The organism is Pacificibacter marinus (assembly GCF_018860665.1).
GTDB classification, from domain to species: domain Bacteria; phylum Pseudomonadota; class Alphaproteobacteria; order Rhodobacterales; family Rhodobacteraceae; genus Celeribacter; species Celeribacter marinus_A.
In genome coordinates, this window is sequence record NZ_JAHKPK010000005.1 from 56,355 (window position 1) to 72,448 (window position 16,094).

Here is a 16,094-nt window from a genome sequence, read left to right on the forward strand (position 1 = left end):
GGCTGCAACGTTAACGCAGCTTGGGGATTTCAATAGAATTATCACTATTTTTCGCAGCATCTGCATTATCGCCCGCTTGTGGGGTGGCCAACAGGCCAAGGAAATCATGCAGCTTGGGATCAAGCATGTGAGAGGGGCGGATATTGGTCAACGCCTTGAACATCACTTGACGTCTGCCGGGGCTATTTTGTTCCCAGCTGTCTAGGATTTGCTTGACCTGTTGGCGTTGCAACCCGTCTTGCGATCCGCATAGATCGCATGGAATAATAGGGTAATTCATAGCCTTAGCGAACTTTTCGCAATCCGTTTCGGCCACATGTGCCAAGGGACGGTAGAGAAACAGATCGCCCTCATCGTTGAGCAGTTTTGGCGGCATGGTCGCCAAACGCCCGCCGTGAAAGAGATTCATGAAAAAGGTTTCAAGAATATCATCGCGGTGGTGACCCAGAACCACGGCAGAGCAGCCTTCTTCGCGGGCGACGCGGTACAGATTCGCACGCCGCAGGCGCGAACACAGGGCGCAATAAGTACGCCCCGCGGGTACTTTATCGGTGACGATGGAATAAGTATCTTGGTACTCGATCCGGTGCGGCACCGTCATTTTTTCCAAGAACTCAGGCAAAACCGTGGCAGGAAACCCTGGTTGGCCCTGATCAAGGTTGCAGGCCAAAAGCTCGACAGGCAAAAGCCCGCGCCATTTGAGTTCATACAGAATGGCCAAAAGCGTATAGCTGTCTTTGCCGCCAGACATGCAGACCAGCCATTTGGCGCCCCGTTCGATCATGCCGTATTGCTCAACAGCTTCGCGGACATTGCGCACAATGCGTTTGCGCAACTTCTTGAATTCAGTCGTTGAGGGCGCGCCGTGAAACAGCGGATGGATGTCGTCGAGGTCGTCCAGCATGTCTTAGTCCTCAGAGGTCGTGTGCTTTGGCGGCGTTTTCGTGTCAGGCACGGGGTCGTAGCCTGATGCGCCCAAAGGATGGCAGCGGCCAATGCGACGCGCGGCTAAATAGGCACCTTTGATGGCGCCATGTTTTTCGAGTGCTTCTAGGGCGTAGGCGCTGCAGGTCGGCTGGTAGCGACAGTTGAAGCCGATCCATGGGCTGAACACCATACGGTAGGCGCGTACTGGCAAAGACAAGATCGTCGCGAAGGGTGTCATTGCATTTGCGCTTTGTTTGTAATGCCGTGGACTTTGCGCAGGGCGTAGCGCAGGTCTTTGAGCAAAAGCTGAAAATCGCGCGCACTGGTGTCGCCGGATTTGCCGATCAAAACATAATCCCAACCATCGAGGCCGTCATCAGGAATCACCAAACGTGCTGCTTCGCGCAGCCGCCGTTTAGCGTGATTGCGTTTGACTGCATTGCCGACTTTTTTAGAGCAGGTATAGCCGACACGAATGCCTGTGGCCGTTTCATCAGCACGGCGCTGGCGACCTTGTAACAAAAAGCTTGAGGTGCCTTGACGCCGCGCACGTGCAGCCAATAAAAAATCGGCGCGTTTTTGTAACGTTGTGATCCCGACAGTTGAACATGACAAAACCGCCGACTGAGATCCCGTAGCTTCGGCAGGAGCCATAACCATGGGGGCATTCGACGGTGTCATTCTCATAGCCTTTCGGCTCAACTTTACGCTGACAAGTTCTTCCGACCTTGTGCACGACGTGCGTTGATTATTTTGCGGCCCGCTTTAGTTGCCATACGCGCACGGAAACCGTGGCGGCGTTTGCGGACGAGGTTGCTCGGTTGAAAGGTGCGTTTCATCGCAACGTCTCCATCGGTTTATTTGAAGCCCAAATCCTTTAAGGGGATTCGAAGGCGTGTATACGTTCGAAGCGCAGTCTTTAGGCAGGACGGGGGGGCTTGTCAATTGATTGCGCGGCGAATTCGAAAAGAATTCTCAGGCATATTACAGTTTTCTCGCGCTGGCTCACCAATCGTTCACTCACGCGTGAGACACAGGAATTTCTCTGGCTAAGTTGATGTCCTGTGACCATTTTCACCATCAAACACCATATTTACGATCCAAACGCCATAAAGGAAAGCCTTTGTCCAATCATCTTACGCCTCTCGCGCCAGAGAAGTCCGAGCCCTCTAAGGGGCAGGTGCAGCGCTTTTTGCCACTGGCACTCTTTGCAATCATTGCTGTTGCTCTGGCTGTTACATTCCGCGACCAGCTGAGCTTTGACAGTTTTAAAGAGCACCGCGAAGCGCTGTTGGCTTACCGTGATTCTCATTATGTGGCGGCTGTTGCTCTATTCGTGATTGCATATGTTGTCATTGTGACCTTCTCGTTGCCGGGAGCATCTGTGGCCACTTTGACGGGCGGATTCTTGTTCGGGGTTTTCCCCGGCGTATTGTTCAACGTGGCAGGAGCCACCATCGGCGCAAGTTGCCTGTTTCTGGCGGCGCGTTGGGGGCTTGGCGATTGGTTGGCTTCTAAGATGAACACGGGGTCTGGCCGTATCAAGCAACTGAAGGACGGAATCGATGAAAACCAATGGTCGATGTTGTTTCTGATCCGCTTGTTGCCGATTGTCCCGTTCTTTGTGGCCAATCTGTTGCCAGCCTTTGTGGGCGTGCCGTTGCACCGCTTTGTCATTTCCACTGGGCTAGGGATCATTCCCGGTACGTTTGTCTTTACCTCTGTGGGGGCGGGCCTCGGATCTGTGCTGGAAGCGGGCGGTACGCCTGACTTGGGCATAATTTTTGAACCTCAAATCTTATTCCCACTTCTGGGCTTGGCCGCTTTGTCAGCACTACCGATGGTCTACAAACGTTTCAAACGTACTTAAGTCGCCCTTAGGAGGTCGCAACATGAATAAGATTAAAACAGATATCTGTGTGATTGGTGGTGGCTCTGGTGGGCTGTCTGTGGCCTCTGGTGCGGTGCAAATGGGCGCCAAGGTTGTGCTGATAGAAGCTGGCGAGATGGGTGGCGATTGTTTGAACTATGGCTGCGTGCCCTCAAAGGCGCTTTTGTCGGTGGCCAAGCAGGCACATCTGATGCGCAAAGGCGGGGCAGGGATTGCAGGTGTGACGCCTCAGGTCGATTACGCTGCCACCATGGAACATGTGCAAGCGGCCATAGCTACTATCGCACCGCATGACAGCCAAGAGCGGTTCGAAGAATTGGGGTGCACTGTTATCCGTGCCTTTGCCAAATTCACATCGCCCACCACAGTGCAAGCGGGCGATACCGAAATCACAGCGCGCCGTTTTGTGATCTCAACCGGTTCGCGTGCCTTTATTCCGCCCATCGATGGCTTGGACTCAGTGCCTTACCTGACCAATGAAAGCCTGTGGGCACAACGCCAAGCGCCGAAACACCTATTGGTGCTCGGTGGTGGTCCTATCGGTATGGAGATGGCGCAGGCGCACCGTCGCTTGGGCTGTGAGGTGACTGTAATCGACGCGATGGAGGCGCTGGGCCGTGATGATTCTGAGGCAGCGATGGTGGTCAAAACTGCGCTTCGCGGTGAAGGTGTTACGATTTTAGAGAACGCACCTGTGGTTTTGGTGTCAGGCGTTGCTGGCGATATTACGGTGCAACTTAAAGATGGCACAGAGGTTAAAGGCACAGATTTACTGGTCGCTGTCGGACGTATCGCTAACACTGACAATTTAGACTTGGAAAAAGGTGAGGTGGATCGCACCCGCGCGGGCGTCAAAGTAGATGCCTCTTTGCGTTCAAGCAACAAACGGGTTTACGCCATCGGTGATGCTGCAGGTGGGATGCAGTTCACCCATGTTGCTGGCTATCACGCAGGCGTTTTGATCCGGTCTATGTTGTTTGGCCTGCCTGCCAAAGCGGCCACACATCACATCCCGCGTGCCACCTATACCGACCCTGAACTGGGCCAAGTTGGCCTGACAGAAGCTGAAGCGCGTGAACAGCACGGCGATGCGCTCACCGTGTCGCGGGCCGAGATTTCCGGTAATGACCGCGCCATCACGACTGGGCGCGCCGGTGGAGGTGGATTTATCAAAGTGATGATCGTGAAGAATCGCCCCGTTGGGGTCACAATTGCAGGGCCTGATGCGGGTGAATTGATCTCATTTTGGGCCCTCGCTGTAGCCGCAAAACTTAAGATCGGACAAATCGCTGGCATGGTCGCGCCATATCCGACATTGATGGAACTTAACAAACGCGCTGCGGGTGCCTATTTTACCCCTAAGCTGTTTGACAACCCGCGTGTGAAAATCGTGGTCAAACTGGTACAACGGTTCCTGCCCTAAAGGGGCAAATGAGGGTCTATGACGCTTCGGCGCTTTTTTAACACGCTTAATGGGCGGTTTTTGATGTTGACGGTCATCTTTGTGATGGCCGCCGAAATCATGATCTTTGTGCCGTCTATTTCGCGATTCCGCGAAGATTTCCTGCTCTCTCACTTAGAACGCGCCCAGATCGCGTCTTTGGCGCTTCTGGCCAATGATTCGATTGATATGCAGCTTGAAGACGAGCTTTTGGCCAATGCAGGCGTTTATAACGTGGTGCTGCGGCGCAATGAAATTCGCCAACTGGTGTTATCCTCGCCGATTCCGACGCAGATTTCAGGCTCTTATGATTTGCGGTCTCCCTCTGCGTGGGAGTTGATCAAAGACGCAACCGCTGTGTTGTTGGATCCAAACGATCAAGTGATCCGTGTCATTGGGGATCCCGTGAAAGAAGCGGGCCTTTTGATCGAGGTCACCCTGTCCACCACACCTCTGCGCGTGGCAATGATAGATTATGGCATTCGAATTTTGGTTCTATCGGCTGTCATTTCGTTCTTTACTGCGGCCTTGTTGTTTGTTGCTGTGCGCCAACTTATCGTGAAGCCGATCAAACATGTTGTGGGTGCCATGACGTCCTATGCCTTGGCGCCAGAAGACGCGCGCCGCATTATAGAACCCTCAGCGCGGGTTACTGAGCTGCGCGAGGCGGAAATGGCTTTATGTGAAATGCAGATGGAGCTGACAGGGGCGTTGCGGCAAAAAGAACGTCTGGCGCAACTTGGTGGCGCAGTCGCCAAGGTCTCTCACGACCTACGCAATATTTTGACCACCGCGCAGTTGTTCACGGATCGTTTGGAATATTCCGACGACCCTGCGGTGATCCGATCAGCGCCCAAACTGGTGAACTCAATCCACCGCGCTGTGAACCTTTGCGAATCGACGCTGGCCTTTGGCAAAGCTGAAGAGCCTGCGCCCGCCCTCAAAGGCGTCCGTATTGCTGAGCTCGTGGCGGAAGTGATTGAAAGTGAACGCCTTGCCATTGGCGATTTCGATTTGTCGTTTTCCGAAGATGTGCCGACCACCTTGGTTTTGCGCGCGGACGATGAACAGTTGCACCGTGTCATATCCAATCTGGTGCGTAACGCCCGACAAGCGATCATGGCCACTGGCAAGTCTGGCGAAATTTCTGTCGCGAGTTTTGAAGATACAGACGAATGGCTCATTCATATCGCAGACACCGGGCCTGGTTTGCCCCCAAAGGCCCGTGAGCACCTGTTCCAGCCGTTCCAAGGGGGCACGCGTAAAGGCGGCTTTGGTCTGGGCCTCGCGATTGCGTCTGAACTTGTCAAAGGCCATGGCGGGCGTCTTATCTTGGAATCCAGCGATGAGGCCGGAACGCGCTTTGCCATTCACCTTCCCAAAGGGTTTTCTCAATCTGAGGGCGCCGCGGAAAAGCCGATCCCCGCATAAAATCTGCGCGCAAACTAAACTTTTTTACAAAAAGCGCGATTGTCCCCTTGCGCCCCCCCGCCACACTCGGTAAATCGCCCCCTATGAGCGCACCCGTAGCTCAGCTGGATAGAGTACCTGACTACGAATCAGGGGGTCAGAGGTTCGAATCCTCTCGGGTGCACCATTTTATTCTTGTCAAATGCCAAGCAAAACCGACTTTTGTGACAGATAACTGACCCAGTTGTCGGATTTTCCATGAAATCATGGTATCGTTGCTCAGTTGAGCGGGTGATCGTAAGATCAAGCAAATCTTGCCTTTGTCTGATCTCGGAAGCATCGCTTGGTCAAAAGCCTACCTGCCACTCCCGGAACGAACTTCCCGCAGTTGCCGCTGACGGTGGCACATGCCGCGTGCGAGCCTGCTACTTCCTTGCTGTCACGACTTGCAGCCAGGAATGGCGCCATTTCGATGCAGAGGTTTTGCGGCGACATTGCCTTTCCGATCGACCCGCTCTTTCGTGGTGAGAAGGTGGCCATAGAGCAATTGGCGCAGCTTGCAGGGTGTGACGTGGGCGCATTGGTGCGGGTATCTATCCGCCACCTCGGTAAGGGCCACTTCCGTCTGAGAGAAGAATTTGCCTCTCTCCAGAGCTTTCAGCGCACGCGTATCCGCGTCTGCCCGGAGTGTATACGGTCCGAGATGCCGTCAGCCGCGGAGCCGTGGCGTGTGCCGCGCCGCCTTCAGTGGAAATTTTCGTCAATCAGGAGCTGCCCGGAACACGGTAGCATGCTCGAATGCCTTCCATCTGAGAGATTCAACAAGGACGCCAGAGACTTCGCAGCGCAGCTGCAAAAACACTACGATTGGATCATGGATCAGCCGGTGGTCCAGGCGCCGCCTAGCCCTTTCGAGGCGTACCTCACGAACCGTATCATGAACGGGCGGGGCGACCGATGGATCGACCGTCTCGAACTCAACGTGGCGTCACGGGCATGTGAAGTGCTGGGGCTGCGTATCGCAAAGGGACCAGATGCCGCGCTGGCGGGGCACAGTGAGCCAGACTGGATGAACTGTGGCGCCTTGGGTTACGACATACTGAAAGACGGTCCTGACGCTCTCTCCGACTGCTTATCTACGATGGCTCGTGTGGACGGAGTGGACGGCAGGTTCTTCGGTCGCCTCTTTGGCCCCTGGATGGCGTGGTTGAAGAGCCGAAGTCTCGGCGATGAGTTCGAGCCCCTGCGTGACGTCGTGCGGCGACACGTTTTCGATAATTTTTCCGTCAGGAAAGGAGTCCTGGTTCTTGGCGTGCCTTCGGAGGGAATGGCTTCGTCGAACCCACAGAAATCACTCTCGCTGAAGGGGTTCGCTAAGCGCAATGCGGAGGATCTGCTTTATCGAGGTCTCGCAACGCGTGATGCTGGTGGCGGTATCGTACCGCTGAACTTTGTAACCCAGGAAATGCTTGACGCCTACGAGCGCGAGAAGAAATTTTTTCGGGCCGGGAAGAATTCGCATGAGAAAGCTAAACCTAGCGCGTATGGTGCCGATAACGTCAGGGCGTCGGGACAGAGTGGCCTCTCCATCGGTGACGCCGCCCGGCAGTTAAAAGTGACGGTCAAAACAGTAGGGTATTTGATCAAGCATGGGATGCTGTGCGGGGTGGATACCTCAGAACTCTACCGCCGAGGGGCGACAGTTGTTACCGCTGATAGTCTGACGCAGTTTCAGAAGAACTTCATTTCCTTAGGTGAGCTCGCCGAGATCACGCAGCGCCCACAAGGCGCATTTTCGATGAAACTTAGAAATGCTAACGTGGCTCTGTTGGCGATGCCCCATGATCTAAGCCGGCTCTACTGGCGCGAGGATGTAAATGCCGACCAAATAACCGAAAAATGACCCTTTCGGCCCACAGCCGACTTTCGTCGATTGCTCAAGATGCTGCGACCGCATTCCGTTTTGCGGACATTGGCTGCAGTTGCAAAAACTCTAGCTTGCCATGATCCTTCGCTTGCCAGTACCCAGCGTTGTAAATAGGGTGATGCCGTCGTAAAAAAACAAAAACATAAAGGATTCATTCATCACGAGCGCTCATATACTACAAGCGATTTTGGGACTAGCAGCTCTGATTATAGCTCCTATTGATGCAAAAGCAGATGTACCAGTCATTTCGCGCGGTCTAACCTTCGAATGTACGCCCACCCATGTGTGGGATGGGGATGGTCCGATCTGGTGTGAGGAAGGGCCGCGGCTACGCTTGGCAGGCATAGCAGCTAGAGAGCTCGATGGCACCTGTTCGCCCGGCCACCCCTGTCCGAGCGCAAGTGCTGAAGCCGCCCGCGACGCGCTGGCGGCCTTTCTGGGGGTAAGCACTGGGGTGAGTAGGCACGGGCATATCATATTGAATGGCCCAACGCTTACATGTCGTTCTGAAGGCTCTGCCGGAGGGAACCGCACGGCCTCATGGTGCATATCTCCAAGCGAGGGAGACATTAACTGCGCTATGGTAAACGGAGGTTGGGCTGCTCGCTGGAATCGATATTGGAAAAATCACCGCTGTTAGAGAGGGTTGCTGCCGGCCCTTAGTTGTCTTTGATGACACTGGTAGCGAACCTCGGCAATAAGCATTTACTAGGCCATCTTGGGTCTGCCATGCATTTTTCTAAACCCGCGACTTGCAATCGACAGACCCCTATTGCTACTGACAATTACAGATATTTTTTGAGATACCGTTGTGAAATTTGCTAGATATGTAATCTTTCTCCTTGCCTTACCCATTTCTGTGGGTGCTCAGGATGAGTCATTGTCTGCTCTGAATGAGTTCCAGTTGGCGCAGAGCTACTCCTGTGGGCGAACTTGCGGAAAGGTGCGAAGTTGTAAAGAAGCAGTCTACCAGTGGTGTGTATGTGGATACGCTAGGGCCGATGGTGATCATGACGGAGTGCCTTGCGAAAAACACTGCGGCCAAAGCTCTCGATCAAGCCTTGAGCGTGTAAAGAGCTACAAGAAGGAATTGGGTTGCCGGTGACGGCCCAAACCCGCCGTTAGGCAGATGTCCAAGCGATGCGTCACAGCCAGACCCTCAGCGAGACGATCCCAGATGGTGCGACACGCAATTGCCAAAGGCGCTCAAAGCAATTGTAATCAGCAGCAAGGATTGAGCTCTTAATGCTCTGAAGGAATGATGAACAATGGTAGCTGATCTTGAAGGCGCACTGTCGAAGACAACGGGAAAGCACAGAGTTGCTTTGGACTGGTTCAATGAGCACAAGGGAGAGATCATTACGTGGAGTGATATCCAGGAGTTCTCCGCAGACCATAGCAGATTGGTAAATCAAGCGAAAGGCATCTACAAACCCAAGTACTCCGATTATTCGTTGAGCCTTCGCACTATCCAGAACGGGCCCTATCCGGACAAGGATGTCGAGTACCGCTCGGATGGCAGTTGGGCCCTGCACTACTTCCAGGAAAACCAGAACCCGGATCAACGTGACCGCGAGGCCACCAACCGTGGTCTGATGAAGTGCATGGAGGACCAGATCCCGGTTGGAACTCTCGTGAAACGCAAACCTAAGCCGGGCGTCGCCTACCAGGTCCTTGGTCTCGGGCTGGTGACCAAATGGGAGGATGGGTTCTTTACTATCGAGGGCTTTTCCGACACCGGCGGAGTACATGATGCCGAACAACCTGATGCTACCCGGTTACGTGCGACCAGTGGTACTAATACCGAGACATTCGACGCTAGGAATGATCAGGATTTGCGAGAGAAGGCCTTGGCACAGGTTGCCAGACGGAGGGGGCAAGCGACCTTCAGGGCGGCACTTCTAGAAGCCTATGGCGGCAAGTGCTGTATAACAGGTTGTGCTCTAAAGGACGCACTGGAGGCCGCTCATATCATCCCCTACCTTGGTGAACACTCACAACATGTTCAGAATGGCCTGCTCTTGCGAGCCGACATCCACACGCTCTTCGATTTAGGGTTGTTGGTCATCACAGATGGCTACCGCGTAAAGCTTTCGCCCATAGCCCTGGAAGACGATAGCTACGTCAATCTTGAAAACAAACAGCTCGAACTGCCCAATGATCAGACACACTATCCAAGCCTGGATGCGCTCGGGTGTCACCGAAAATGGGCTGGAGTTTAACTACCGGCCCTTACCGGCCTTTCGCGAGGACGTGGATCGCGGCGCTGCGGCTTCGCCAAACCAGACATTCGTTCTTGCGAAGCATTTTGGGATTGCTAGGGTAGCGCATTATTTTAGAGAGACCGAAATTGATATGGCAAAAAGAAAATCGTTTGAAGACATACTGAAAACTGAATTCCGGTGGCCTGCGCAGGACGACAAACCATTCATTGTTGCCGACGACCCATTCGAAAACGCCAATATTGCCGAAGATGAGTTTACACGCCTCGTTCTTATGAAAGACGGTTACAAAACGGCGGCTGACTTGATGGTTAAATCTTCGGCAAGTGATCGCCAATCTAGGGATACCCTCGTGTTTCCAATTATTTTCAACTATCGGCAATTCCTTGAGTTGTCTCTGAAATATCAACTTGCAACTTTTGGGCCAAAAGTTGGGATCGAACCTAACTGGAAATCGCACGACTTAGCCAAGTTATGGGCAGAATTCCTAGCAATGCTGGAACACTACGGCACTGAGGACCCCGATGAAGTCGACCCTGTGGTAGGGGCCATTGTCCTCGAGTTTGCTAAGATCGATCCGGGCTCATACTCTTATCGATATCCCGTCGACCGTCAAGGAAACCCCGTGCCAGTTTCCTACTCAGATCTTCACTTACCGACTTTGGCCGATGTGATGAATGGAGTCGGAGGGTACTTCACAGGATGCGACGGCTACCTCAGCAGCTTGCTCAGTGCTAGCCCCGAGTAAGCGTCCTCGGCCCATAACTGCCGTTCGTCGCCGTCATAGATGCTGCGATGCATCCTTCCGATAGCGGCCGTTCAAACTACCGAAAAATCTCCAACTCTGATCCTAATACCTGCTACGCTTGACAGATATTGGCACGAGCTTTGCATTCTGTGGCGACTCTGCTTCGATCTTCAGTTCAGAGTTTAACAAGTTTCCCGCGCCGTCGGGCCTTATCACCATGATATGTTTTTTAAGCCCTAGACCTGCACGCCCGAGCCAGTTGAGAATGGATTCAACATGGGGTTTTGGGACTATTTTTTCGGGTTTATCATCATTTGTTAGAAAGTACTCAACAGCTCCAGCAGCCAGGTCCGTCACGCTTAGATAATCTGCTAACCACATGTCATCGTCCATTTGAGAAGGTGTAGTATAGCCACAGAAGCCAAAGGGATGAGATGAATACATCGCCAAGACGTTCTGGAAAAGTTTTACAGTTTGCTCGGTACGATCTTCGTTTGGCACTATTTCGTCGTTGTCGGACAGCCATAACACCTTCTGGTTTTCTCGTGATAACCATGCAGTCAGGTAGGCAGTGATATGCACGACTCGCAGTAGCTTTTCGGCCACCTTAGGTTTGCGATTCCCAAAACCATTCTCCCGTAATGTGGACACCAAATACTCACTAGTTTCGTTACTGCCGGAACCAAAAACTGATTTTACGTCTTTATGAATGGCAACGGTAAATAGCATTCCCGCGATCATATCAGATGTCTGCAGATAGTCGGGCAAGCACCTGGCCAAAGGGCCGTGGCCCAGATTCTTAAAGGCCATTTCCTTAGATGTTGATACAGAGTGCTTTTCTCGAACCTTTCCAAACTGTTCCTTAATTGGGAAAGCATGGTTCCACCCAAACACTAGTGTCGAATAGGTGTGGTACCGGCTCCCCGCATGCTCTCCGCCATAGTCGGAAAAGACGCCTACTGTTTCATTTCCGTCAAACCGCAATTCTGGAACCATCAGCGTACCTCGCTGGTCAGCCCCGCGAAGACTGTCTTCCATGAGACGCGCCAAACTGGGATAATCATTCATCATCTCAGCCTTCAGAACTGACGCTTCAGAATTGCGCCTCGTAAACCGACGCGCAAGGTCAGCCAAATTGCGATCAATATCAATGTCTTGCATGCACGAAATCCCCCAGAAGAACTTTGTGATAGCCTAGCATGTATGAGAGAACGACCCAATGCTACCGTTCAGGAGGACCAGCTTAGGCTGCGCAGCAGAACACCAAACCAGTCTTCCGAAAGTCGCGCGCATAAATTGGTTTAATGGCTGCATGTGGAAATTCGATGCTACTTAGTGAAATCTCTTCGCAAGGGGATGAATGTGCGATCCGGATACACTATATAGTTGTGGTTAACCCCTAAAGCAGAACAATTAGTGTAATGTCACCTGACCAATACTTGCGAAACATTTTGGCGCGTGAACGAGTCGAAACTGGCTTATTGTCACCCGTTAGAAACGTAGCCACGACTTTGGCACCAATGTTACGAAATTGGGGTGGTAGATATCTCCTCGCAATCGAGCCAAGCGGATCTTTTGCAAAAGGTACCGGTAACCGAGTCGGCACAGATATCGATCTGTTACTCTCCCTTTCGAGCAGCACTCCAGATAGCCTAGCGCAGATTCGGAAGACTTTGGGAAATTGTTTGCGACAACATGGCTACAATTTCCGCGAACAAAACGTGTCACTTGGTATCACAGTGGGGGGCTATCAAGTTGATCTCGTTCCCGGAAAACGTCAAAGCCAATATGGCGGCGACCACAGCCTTTATCGGCGCAAAGCCAATACTTGGACAAAAACTAACATCCAAACCCATGTCAGCCGGGTGCGTGATAGTGGCAGGACAGAAGAAATTCGGGTGCTAAAGCTGTGGCGCGATCAGAAAGGGTTAGACTTTCCATCCATCTATCTTGAACTTGCCACATTGCAGGCTCTGCATGGAAGACCTCTTGGTCAGTTGGCAGGTAATGTCGTCCATGCGCTGAAATTTTTTGGCAATAACCTTACGACCATCAGGGTGATCGGCCCGGCTAACACAAATAATGTAATCTCGGACGATCTATCGGCACCGGGCAAGCAGGCAGTTGCTTCGGCAGCAAAACGAGCCCTTTCTGGGAAATGGTCAGGAATTGTAACATGAGTGATTGGTCTCTCCCCAGGCTGTTTACAAGCCTTCACAGTCAAATTGAAACGGAGTTGAAAGTAGCACGTGAGTCGCTGAGCCATCCGGGCACCAAGGGCGATACGTCTGAGGCGGTTTGGATCGGCCTTCTCGAAACGTATCTTCCCAAACGATATCGTGTCTGTAGTGCTCATGTGGTAGACAGCGAGGGGACGTTTAGTGATCAGATAGACATTGTGATTTTCGACCGTCAGTATTCACCGTTCGTCTTCGACTTCTTAGGTGCAAAAGTGGTACCCGCAGAAAGCATCTACGCGGTTTTTGAAGCAAAACAAACGGTAAATTCAGCCAACATAGTATACGCGCGGGATAAACTGGCCAGCGTACGCCGCCTCCATCGTACAAGCATTCCAATTCCTACCGCCAACGGGACAGCGTCTCCGGTTCCACCTAAACACATCATTGGCGGTCTTATTACCCTCGCGAGTGATTGGAACCCGCCTCTTGGAGACCCTCTTCAGACCCAACTTGACTCGGATGCCAGTGACAACAAACGACTGGACCTCGGATGCGTGGCTTCTCACGGTATCTTTACGTTTGACGAAGATACAACAACCAACATCCGCACAACCTCTACCCACGCGACCACGAAGTTCCTGCTCGAACTAATAGCTCGCCTACAGTTCCTCGGTACCGTACCGATGATGGACATACGGGCCTATAGTCGTTGGATTGACTGAGATGTTGGAACGCAATGGACGCAATAACGAACACAGCTGGCCTTTGATCATTGCCAAGTTAATAAGTTTCTGTGGATTGCCGGGCGCACACGGTTGCCCCAAATAGCGATCCTGAGAAATCTACAACGATTGGCGAGGCCGCGCACATAATGGGGGCCAAGCCTGGCGCTTTGCGGTATGACAAGAAAATGTCAGACGTAACACGTGCGTCTATTACCAATGGTATTTGGTTGTGCCGAAACTGCCACGGACAGATCGATCGTGACGAAACCCTGTTCCCACCAGAGTTGCTCTTTGCTTGGCGAACGCAGCATGAAAATTGGGTCCTTCGTGAATTGGGTACACAAGGAGAGCAGATGCGACATGACCTTGAAATGTCGCTCTATCCATTTCTGAAGGATTGTCCGTCAATTGTTCAACGGATCGCCTTTAACAAGCCAACCGGGTGGGAATGGCGTCTCGCAGCCGAATTGCTACGTTATTTGAATGGGCCTGAGTTAAAGCGGCTCAAGAACATTCAATCTGGACGGTCCTATCGACCTCAACCTCGCGAAAGACTTGAAGAACTAATTGACTTCATATTGGAGCGCACAAACGTAATGGGAAGCGTCCTTAGACCTTTATCCAATATTTTCGATCGCCTCATGGAGAGTTTTGGGCCACCTGGCGAGTCTGGGGATGCAGAAGACATTTTCGATTGCTGCATTCTAATGCGTGACATTCTAGCGACTTCTATTGACCACGAAGAAATCCTCCATTTCACCCGCGTTCCGGAAGAGGGTGAAGCTTTACTTGATATTCTGTCAGACGCGCTCGGACGAAACCTCGTCAAGTTGAGCGATTTACCAGATACTCTGGACAGAGTTATTGCGCTAATTGGGACAGATCACGGTGGAACATTGGAGAACCCACGTACGATCACATATAACGTGGTGTTTGACCTACCTCCTGATTTCAATGCAAAGTTTGACCGGGAGTTGAAGCGCTTGGAGCGTTTGGTTTGATCCTTTCAAAGAAAGGCGAGTATCCGCTTTCTGCACTACCCCCATCTATTCAACGGATCGACGACCGCTTTCGCTTTGGATGAACTTGCGTTTTGCGGTTGCAGCGAACGTCCGGTTTCCGCCGATTCTGTTGAAAAACACCGTGTTGCTAATGCAGAAAGTGGTGCGCCGAACTGAGTGCGAGCGCCTTTTTTATCAGGCTTTGCTTATTTGCTGCGGTGCAGGAAAGATCTTGGCTAATTTGCGGAGGTTTTGGGCGGTGGCAGCGAGTAGAAATTCGTCATTTGCTCCGTTTGGACCTCGTAATCGGAGCCGCCCCAGCCCCAAGATCCGTTTAAGGTGGGCGAAGAGCATTTCCACCTTCTTTCGCAGCCGCATTGAGACGGCGTATTGCTTAGTCTTGGCAATATCACGGGCAACCTGACGGGCGTCTTCATGCTCTTCGCGGGTAATTTTACGTGTATCGGCCTTTGGGCAACATTTCATTTTTGAGGGGCAGGCCTGACAGGTGTGTTTCAACGCCTGATACTTGGCCACGCCCTTGCCGCTGGGGCCTCGGTTCGGGTCTGAGTAATTGCGGCGGAACTGCTTCAGCGGCTCACCTTCGGGGCAGATGTATTGGTTGTTCTCGGCGTCCCATTCGAAGTCAGCGCGAGACCAAGTGCCGTCTGTGCGACCAGATTTATCTAGCACGGGAATGTGGGGGTTGATGTCACGATCAACGAGCCACCCAAGCATAGGACCCGATCCATAGGCGCTGTCTGCAATGAGGCGCTCTGGTTCAATACCGTGCTGTTTCTTGATCCGATCCAGCATCGTGCGCACAGATCCCACTTCGGCTTGCCTGATTGATCTGGTGCCTTCAACATCCACAATGACGCTGTGGTCGGTATCGATTAAGTAATTGGTGGAATAACTGAAGAACGCGGGGCCTTTACGGGCCGCTGTCCATTGGCTGGCGGGATCCGAGTGGGATGTGAACTTGGGTTCCACCTCAGATGCTGCGCCAAAAGCGGCATCGTCGAGGACATCCAAATACTCCTTCACTGCGCGAGGCGCATCATTTGGATCAATGGCGTTGCGATCCCAATCCTCCTTCGGTGTAGAGTTCTGTTTGTTCGCATCGGCTTCAATTAAACTGGCGTCGGCAGCAAGATGTTGGCCACTCACCAAGCCATCCGCGATGCACCGTGCAACAGTCTTTTCGAATAGATGCCTCAGCAAGGCACTTTCGCGGAAACGGCCATGCCGGTTCTTGGAGAACGTCGAATGGTTTGGCACAGGGTCAGACAAATCAAGGCGACAGAACCAGCGATAAGCGAGGTTGAGATGAACCTCTTCGCATAAACGGCGTTCGGACCTGATACCGAAGCAATAGCCCACCAGCAGCATCCGGATCAGTAACTCAGGATCAATGGATGGACGGCCCGTGTGGCTGTAAAACTCTGCCAAATAGTGGCGGATGTCGTTAAGATCAACGAACCGGTCAATTGAGCGCAGCAGGTGATCTTGAGGCACGTGACCTTCAAGTGAGAACTCATAAAACAGCGCCGCCTGTGCTTCCTGCTTCGGTCCCATCATCGCAAAATCCCCCGTTTTCGTAGGGAAATTGAATCAGTGAT

At 52.5% G+C, this 16,094-nt stretch carries 15 protein-coding genes and 1 tRNA gene; 10 read left to right on the forward strand and 6 right to left on the reverse strand.

What is annotated here, in order from left to right:
• Positions 1-10 precede the first annotated feature (10 nt).
• The 4 genes from ttcA to rpmH are packed head-to-tail and all read right to left on the reverse strand — an operon-like array spanning position 11 to position 1,766.
• A complete protein-coding gene (gene ttcA / locus KO497_RS01705; protein WP_215942241.1) occupies positions 11-904 on the reverse strand; it encodes a tRNA 2-thiocytidine(32) synthetase TtcA in 894 nt (297 codons plus the stop codon).
• A 3-nt stretch (positions 905-907) separates the two neighbouring features.
• Positions 908-1,165: a membrane protein insertion efficiency factor YidD gene (yidD, locus tag KO497_RS01710; protein WP_215942242.1), complete on the reverse strand. Its 258-nt coding sequence runs from the start codon at positions 1,163-1,165 to the stop codon at positions 908-910.
• The gene (rnpA, locus tag KO497_RS01715; RefSeq protein ID WP_215942243.1) at positions 1,162-1,608 is read right to left on the reverse strand and encodes a ribonuclease P protein component; all 447 of its coding nucleotides are present in this window, start codon (positions 1,606-1,608) and stop codon (positions 1,162-1,164) included. The genes yidD and rnpA overlap by 4 nt, the downstream gene beginning before the upstream one ends.
• A 23-nt stretch (positions 1,609-1,631) precedes the next feature.
• A complete protein-coding gene (rpmH, locus tag KO497_RS01720) occupies positions 1,632-1,766 on the reverse strand; it encodes a 50S ribosomal protein L34 (protein WP_123794215.1) in 135 nt (44 codons plus the stop codon).
• Between the two features lie 284 nt (positions 1,767-2,050).
• Here rpmH and KO497_RS01725 point away from each other — a divergent pair, with 284 nt between their 5' ends.
• From KO497_RS01725 to KO497_RS19065, 7 genes are all read left to right on the forward strand, one after another.
• Complete coding sequence (locus KO497_RS01725) at positions 2,051-2,797, forward strand: TVP38/TMEM64 family protein (protein ID WP_252729464.1); 747 nt, start codon at positions 2,051-2,053, stop codon at positions 2,795-2,797.
• 22 nt (positions 2,798-2,819) lie between these two features.
• Positions 2,820-4,241: a dihydrolipoyl dehydrogenase family protein gene (locus KO497_RS01730; protein ID WP_215942245.1), complete on the forward strand. Its 1,422-nt coding sequence runs from the start codon at positions 2,820-2,822 to the stop codon at positions 4,239-4,241.
• Positions 4,242-4,259: 18 nt separating this feature from the next.
• Positions 4,260-5,690 carry a sensor histidine kinase gene (locus KO497_RS01735; RefSeq protein WP_215942246.1) on the forward strand — a complete coding sequence of 477 codons (1,431 nt, stop codon included), beginning with the start codon at positions 4,260-4,262 and terminating at the stop codon, positions 5,688-5,690.
• 89 nt (positions 5,691-5,779) lie between these two features.
• Positions 5,780-5,856 (forward strand) — tRNA-Arg (locus tag KO497_RS01740).
• Between the two features lie 156 nt (positions 5,857-6,012).
• Entirely contained in the window at positions 6,013-7,572 is a 1,560-nt protein-coding gene (locus tag KO497_RS01745; protein WP_252729465.1) for a TniQ family protein, read from the forward strand.
• A gap of 1,292 nt (positions 7,573-8,864) precedes the next feature.
• Positions 8,865-9,818, forward strand: coding sequence for an HNH endonuclease (locus tag KO497_RS01750; RefSeq protein ID WP_215942247.1), 954 nt, complete (start codon positions 8,865-8,867; stop codon positions 9,816-9,818).
• A complete protein-coding gene (locus tag KO497_RS19065) occupies positions 9,754-10,566 on the forward strand; it encodes a hypothetical protein (RefSeq protein ID WP_252729466.1) in 813 nt (270 codons plus the stop codon). Before KO497_RS01750 ends, KO497_RS19065 begins: the two co-directional genes overlap by 65 nt.
• A gap of 102 nt (positions 10,567-10,668) precedes the next feature.
• On the opposite strand, the gene KO497_RS01760 is transcribed toward KO497_RS19065, so the two are convergent.
• A complete protein-coding gene (locus tag KO497_RS01760; protein WP_215942248.1) occupies positions 10,669-11,727 on the reverse strand; it encodes a hypothetical protein in 1,059 nt (352 codons plus the stop codon).
• A gap of 260 nt (positions 11,728-11,987) precedes the next feature.
• Here KO497_RS01760 and KO497_RS01765 point away from each other — a divergent pair, with 260 nt between their 5' ends.
• The 3 genes from KO497_RS01765 (at position 11,988) to KO497_RS01775 (ending at position 14,472) form a co-directional block, all read left to right on the forward strand.
• Positions 11,988-12,746, forward strand: coding sequence for a hypothetical protein (locus tag KO497_RS01765; RefSeq protein ID WP_215942249.1), 759 nt, complete (start codon positions 11,988-11,990; stop codon positions 12,744-12,746).
• Positions 12,743-13,468, forward strand: a complete 726-nt coding sequence (locus KO497_RS01770) for a DUF6602 domain-containing protein (RefSeq protein WP_215942250.1) — start codon at positions 12,743-12,745, stop codon at positions 13,466-13,468. The genes KO497_RS01765 and KO497_RS01770 overlap by 4 nt, the downstream gene beginning before the upstream one ends.
• A 188-nt stretch (positions 13,469-13,656) precedes the next feature.
• On the forward strand, positions 13,657-14,472 hold the full coding sequence (locus KO497_RS01775) for a hypothetical protein (protein WP_215942251.1): 816 nt from the start codon (positions 13,657-13,659) through the stop codon (positions 14,470-14,472).
• Positions 14,473-14,667: 195 nt separating this feature from the next.
• Here the strand turns inward: KO497_RS01775 and KO497_RS01780 are convergent, their stop codons facing one another.
• The gene (locus KO497_RS01780; protein ID WP_215942252.1) at positions 14,668-16,053 is read right to left on the reverse strand and encodes an IS1182 family transposase; all 1,386 of its coding nucleotides are present in this window, start codon (positions 16,051-16,053) and stop codon (positions 14,668-14,670) included.
• Positions 16,054-16,094: the final 41 nt, after the last annotated feature.